Below are 5,245 nucleotides of genomic sequence, written 5' to 3'. Positions count from 1 at the left end.
GAGTGTTTATGGCCAGTATCCTGGACTCGGTCAACCAACGTACCCAGCTAGTGGGGCAAAACCGGCTGGAGTTGTTGTTGTTTCGTCTCAATGGACGTCAAAGATTTGGCATCAACGTATTCAAAGTGCGTGAAGTGTTGCAGTGTCCCCCCTTGACCGTGATGCCCAAATTGAACTCCTGCATCCGCGGGGTCGCACATATTCGTGGCCAGACTATCTCGGTCATCGACCTCAGCATGGCGGTTGGCAAACGCCCGATTGATGACCTGAGCAAATGCTTCATTATCATCTCCGAGTACAACCGCTCTATTCAGGGATTTCTGGTGCATTCGGTCGAGCGCATCATCAATATGAACTGGGAATCCATCCTGCCTCCGCCCAAAGGTGCGGGTCGCATCAACTACATGACAGCCGTGACTGAAGTCGACGGCGAGTTGGTCGAAATTCTTGATGTTGAGCGGATATTGAACGAAATTTCGCCGGTTGCAACGGATGTGAGTGAGGAGTTGGTTCAGGCCAGTGTCGACCACCCGACTCTGGGGCGTCCTGTTCTTGTTGCGGATGACTCCTCAGTGGCACGCAAACAGGTACAACGTGCGCTTGAGGCTATCGGTGTCGAGTGTGTGTTGGCAAAAGATGGCCGCGAAGCATTGAATATGCTGCTGGAAATGACCAAAAATGGTCCTATCAAGGATCAGGTTGCGCTGGTTATTTCGGATATCGAAATGCCGGAAATGGATGGCTATACCTTCACTGCCGAGATCCGGAATAATCCCAATCTCAAGGATTTGCATGTTATTCTGCATACCTCGCTCAGTGGAGTATTCAACCAGGCAATGGTGCAGAAAGTTGGTGCCAACAATTTTATCGCCAAGTTCCAGCCTGATGAATTGGCCAAGGCCGTACAAAACGCACTCTAATAAAGAAGAACAGCTGCATGAAGACACTTTCGGACGACTTATACAAACAGTTCAGCAACTTTCTGGCGGTACAGAGCGGAATTGTGCTGGGGGATAACAAGCAGTATCTGGTGAAGAGCCGTCTTTCACCTTTGATGGCTCAGTTTGGCATCGAGAGTCTGTCTGATCTGGTTACCCGTGCAATGAGTGTGCGAGAGCGTGACCTGAAAATGGCCGTGGTGGATGCCATGACGACCAACGAGACCCTCTGGTTTCGTGATACCTATCCGTTTCAGCTTCTTACCGACAAGATTTTCCCCGAGTTGGGGAAAAGTGGCCGCCCCATCAAGATCTGGTCAGCCGCATCCTCGTCAGGTCAGGAGCCCTATTCCATTGCCATGACGGCACTGGAGCAGCAGATGAAAAAGCCGGGTACCTTGCCTGGTGGCGTGCAGATTGTCGGGACGGATATTTCGACGACCATGCTCAATCAGTGTAAGGAAGGCGTTTACGATAGCCTTGCTCTGGCACGCGGTTTGTCACCGGAGCGCAAGAAGATGTTTTTTGAGCCTTACGGTGACAACAAGATGCGGGTTGCCGAGCGAGTCAGAAAATTGACCACCTTCCGGCCACTCAACTTGTTGGAGAGTTATAGTCTGCTCGGCAAGTTTGACATTATCTTTTGCCGTAACGTGCTTATCTATTTTGCGCCGGAAGTGAAGTCGAAGATCCTCAACCAGTTTGCAGCCAGTCTCAATCCCGGTGGATATCTGATGCTGGGAGCGTCGGAGTCACTGGCCGGGTTGACCGATCGGTTTGAGATGATCCGCTGCAATCCGGGGATTGTCTACAAGGTCAAATAGGCCTGATGGCCATGATATTCGAGGTTTTACCGGATATAACCAGTTCATGTAAAGAGGGAAGCAGCGAGCTTCCCTCTTTCTTTATCTACAGCTCAGTCTTTCTATTTACCTACCATATCTCGCCATCGCAAAAGTGGTTGAAGCCTTAAGGTGGCCAAATGATGCCGTCTGACTCAAGGCACGAGATGCTCCTGCCGTTTTCGGTCTGAAATGTGCTCATACCCAAACCATCGAACTGAGAGATTTGCTTATGGCACACCTCTTGCAAACAAAATATACCAAGCAGGAGGTGTGCTATGGCTCTTTCATTTGACAAGGCATTCGGTGTGCATCAACACACCATAAGCGTTCGCGCCAAGCGTGCAGAGGTGCTTTCCAGCAATATTGCCAACGCAGATACCCCTGGCTTTAAAGCCAGGGATATCAATTTTGCTCAGGCATTGCAGGAGGCCCAGTCGCATCAGGGTTTTGGTTTGGCAACGACCAGCGAAAAGCACTTTGCCTTGAATATGGACGCTCCGGGTACCGTGCAATATCGCAACCCGCTGCAACCGGATACCGGTGACGGCAATACAGTCGATGTGCAGCAGGAGCGCAGCGAATTTCTGCGCAATAGCCTCGAGTATCAAACCTCCCTTGAATTTATGAATAGCAAGATCAGTGGCCTGCTCAAGGCCCTGAAAGGAGAGCAGTGATGAGTTTGTTCAAGGTCTTTGACATAGCAGGCTCGGCTATGAGTGCACAGTCAGTACGCCTCAACACGGTTGCCAGCAACATGGCCAACGCGGACAGCGTCAGCTCCAGTGTGGAAAATACTTACCACGCCAGGCGGCCAGTCTTTGCCGCCCAGCTCGATCAGGCGATGTCTGACAAGCAGGGCTCGGTCGGGGTTGAGGTGAAGGGGATTGTCGAGAGCAAGGCGCCACTGCTCAAGGAGTACAACCCCAACCACCCGATGGCGGATAAAGACGGTTTTATCTTCAAGCCAAACGTCAACATGGTTGAAGAGATGGCCGACATGATCAACGCCTCGCGCAGCTACCAGACCAACGTACAGGTTGCAGATTCGGCCAAGAAGATGCTGCAGCAGACGCTCCAGCTTGGCAAGTCCTGATAGGAGGGATGCAGCATGGTCGATACAACCAATAATGTGAACGGCATCAGCCGTACCACGACCCAGACGACAGGCACCACTACAACGCCGAAGAAAGAGCTGGATCAAGCTTCTTTTCTGAAGCTGCTGACCATGCAGCTGTCGTATCAGGATCCCTTCAAACCAGTTGATAACGCCCAGATGCTCTCCCAGATGACATCCATGTCGACTTCTGAGGGGATCAACAGCTTGTCCACCCAGATGGGCAATCTCAATACTCTGATGACATCTAGTCAGGCGCTGCAAGCCTCTGCACTGGTCGGACAAAATGTGCTGCTCCCTAGCAATATCGGTTATTTGGAGAAAGAGGGGGCCATATCCGGGGTTGTGGCTGTCGGTGTCGAGAACAAGTATTCGAATGTGAAAATCACGGTGGAAGATGAAAAGGGCCAGGTGATAAAGGAGTTTCCTCTGGAAGGGGATTTACGCGGCAATGTTGAATTTGCTTGGGATGGTAAAGACAAGAGTGGCAATCCGGCCAAGCCTGGAAAATACGTGATTAAAGCTAACGGCACCATGGATGGAAAGTCGGAGAGCATCTCGGCCCTGACCTATGGCAAGGTTGATAGTGTGGTCCTGGGGAACGGAACCAACCCGACTCAACTTAATCTGAGAGGTCTAGGCACTACAACGCTTAATAGTATCCTGCAAATTTCAGGATCTAATCAGAACAAACCAACAACTCAGTCAAAAACCACGTCGACAGCATCGATCTAAGGAGCTGGATATGTCATTTAACAATGCCTTGAGCGGTGTCAACGCGGCACAAAAAGACTTGAACGTCACCGCCAACAACATTGCCAACGTTAATACCATGGGCTTTAAAGAGTCCCGAGCAGAGTTTGCGGATGTTTACGCCAACTCCATCTTTGTCAATGCCAAGACCCAGGTCGGTAATGGTGTGGCGACTGGCGCGGTTGCCCAGCAGTTCCATCAGGGGGCGCTGCAATTTACCAATAACGCACTCGACTTGGCGATTCAGGGGAATGGATTCTTTGTGACCTCCGATGGCCTGACCAACCTGGATCGCACCTATACTCGTGCCGGCGCCTTCAAGCTCAATGAAAACAGTTATATGGTCAACAATCAGGGGCATTACCTGCAAGGTTATGAAATTAACGCCGATGGCACCCCGAAGGCGGTCAGCATCAATGCTACCAAGCCGATCCAGATACCGGATCGGGCGGGTGAGCCAATCAAGACCAGCAAGATTGAGGCAAGCTTCAATTTGCCGTCCAAGGCGACCCCGTTATCGGCGGGCACAATGCCGGATCCTCTTGCTGTACCTCCAATAGTTGGTAGCCTGTCGAGCTTTGATCCAAAGGACTCGAAAACGTACTCGTCCTCCACCTCTGTTGTCGTGTATGACTCTTTAGGTGAGCCTCATACCATCACTAAATATTTCGTTAAAGAAGCTAGCGATGCCGACCCGACCAAACCGGCAGATCCTACAGCATGGCGTATGTATTTATATGAGGGTGAAAAGCCTATTGATATAGCTATGGGGGTTCAGACTCAAATGGCTGCAGGTGTGCCCCAGGCACCTTTGGCTGCGCGTTTTACCTTTGGTGCCGATGGTAAAATGATTACCCCAACCACCCCTGCAACAATCCAAACGGAGCAATTGGGTGCCGCTGGTGCGGGTATTATCACTAATGGTGCTGACCCCACTCAGACTTTTGAGATTTCACTGGGCACAATAACCCAATATGCCTCACCATTTGAAGTCAATAAGTTGTCGCAAGATGGCTCCACTGTCGGCCGTTTGACCAAGGTCGAGATCACTCCGGATGGCATTGTGTCCGCGACTTACAGTAACGCCACCACCATCAAGGTGGCCATGGTCGCCATGGCAAAGTTTGCCAACTCGCAAGGATTGACTCAGGTTGGCGATACCTCCTGGCGTCAGTCCCTGCTCTCTGGCGATGCCTTGCCTGGGACGCCGAACTCGGGCACTTTCGGGACCATCAAATCATCGGCGCTGGAGCAGTCCAACGTGGATTTGACCTCGGAGCTGGTTGACTTGATCACTGCCCAGCGTAACTTCCAGGCCAACTCCCGTTCTCTGGAGGTCAACAGTTCGCTGCAGCAGACCATCCTGCAGATCCGTTAATCGCGCAATAAATGATAATGAGAGGGGGCTTGGCCCTAATGCCAGTCAGTTAAGCCTGACTGGCATTGTTTTTATTGGCTTTTTGCACCGCATACTTCTGCGGCCTCGCCTTCACACTGCGGGGATAACTCCGCTCCCTTCGCTCCGGCAACACAAACTGCCCCGCCTGCTTATCCAGCTCCGCCACTCGCTTCGGGATGCTCCCCGGTGACAGGTA

General features: G+C 51.6%; 6 protein-coding genes and 1 pseudogene. 6 read left to right on the top strand and 1 reads right to left on the bottom strand.

Going from position 1 to position 5,245, the window contains the following annotated elements:
• The first annotated feature begins 8 nt into the window (after positions 1-8).
• The 6 genes from AB5Y85_RS02220 to flgE all read left to right on the top strand — a co-directional run bounded on the left by AB5Y85_RS02220 (position 9) and on the right by flgE (position 5,028).
• Positions 9-920 (top strand): chemotaxis protein CheV, encoded by a 912-nt coding sequence (locus AB5Y85_RS02220; protein ID WP_005334174.1) that lies wholly within the window; start codon positions 9-11, stop codon positions 918-920.
• Positions 921-937: 17 nt separating this feature from the next.
• The gene (locus AB5Y85_RS02215) at positions 938-1,762 is read left to right on the top strand and encodes a protein-glutamate O-methyltransferase CheR (RefSeq protein WP_005350656.1); all 825 of its coding nucleotides are present in this window, start codon (positions 938-940) and stop codon (positions 1,760-1,762) included.
• 296 nt (positions 1,763-2,058) lie between these two features.
• Positions 2,059-2,457: a flagellar basal body rod protein FlgB gene (flgB, locus tag AB5Y85_RS02210; RefSeq protein WP_005334169.1), complete on the top strand. Its 399-nt coding sequence runs from the start codon at positions 2,059-2,061 to the stop codon at positions 2,455-2,457.
• Positions 2,457-2,876, top strand: a complete 420-nt coding sequence (gene flgC, locus AB5Y85_RS02205; RefSeq protein WP_005350658.1) for a flagellar basal body rod protein FlgC — start codon at positions 2,457-2,459, stop codon at positions 2,874-2,876. The genes flgB and flgC overlap by 1 nt, the downstream gene beginning before the upstream one ends.
• Before the next feature lie 15 nt (positions 2,877-2,891).
• Positions 2,892-3,632, top strand: a complete 741-nt coding sequence (locus AB5Y85_RS02200; RefSeq protein ID WP_201955755.1) for a flagellar hook assembly protein FlgD — start codon at positions 2,892-2,894, stop codon at positions 3,630-3,632.
• Positions 3,633-3,642: 10 nt separating this feature from the next.
• A complete protein-coding gene (gene flgE, locus AB5Y85_RS02195; RefSeq protein WP_257687375.1) occupies positions 3,643-5,028 on the top strand; it encodes a flagellar hook protein FlgE in 1,386 nt (461 codons plus the stop codon).
• A gap of 49 nt (positions 5,029-5,077) precedes the next feature.
• Here the strand turns inward: flgE and AB5Y85_RS02190 are convergent.
• Positions 5,078-5,245 (bottom strand): annotated as a pseudogene (locus AB5Y85_RS02190) (IS4 family transposase); the annotation flags it as partial.

It is taken from the genome of Aeromonas sp. R3-1, from assembly GCF_040908345.1.
GTDB lineage: Bacteria > Pseudomonadota > Gammaproteobacteria > Enterobacterales > Aeromonadaceae > Aeromonas > Aeromonas veronii.
The sequence above is the reverse complement of the archived record's forward strand: the minus strand, read 5'-3'. Positions and strand labels throughout refer to the sequence as shown.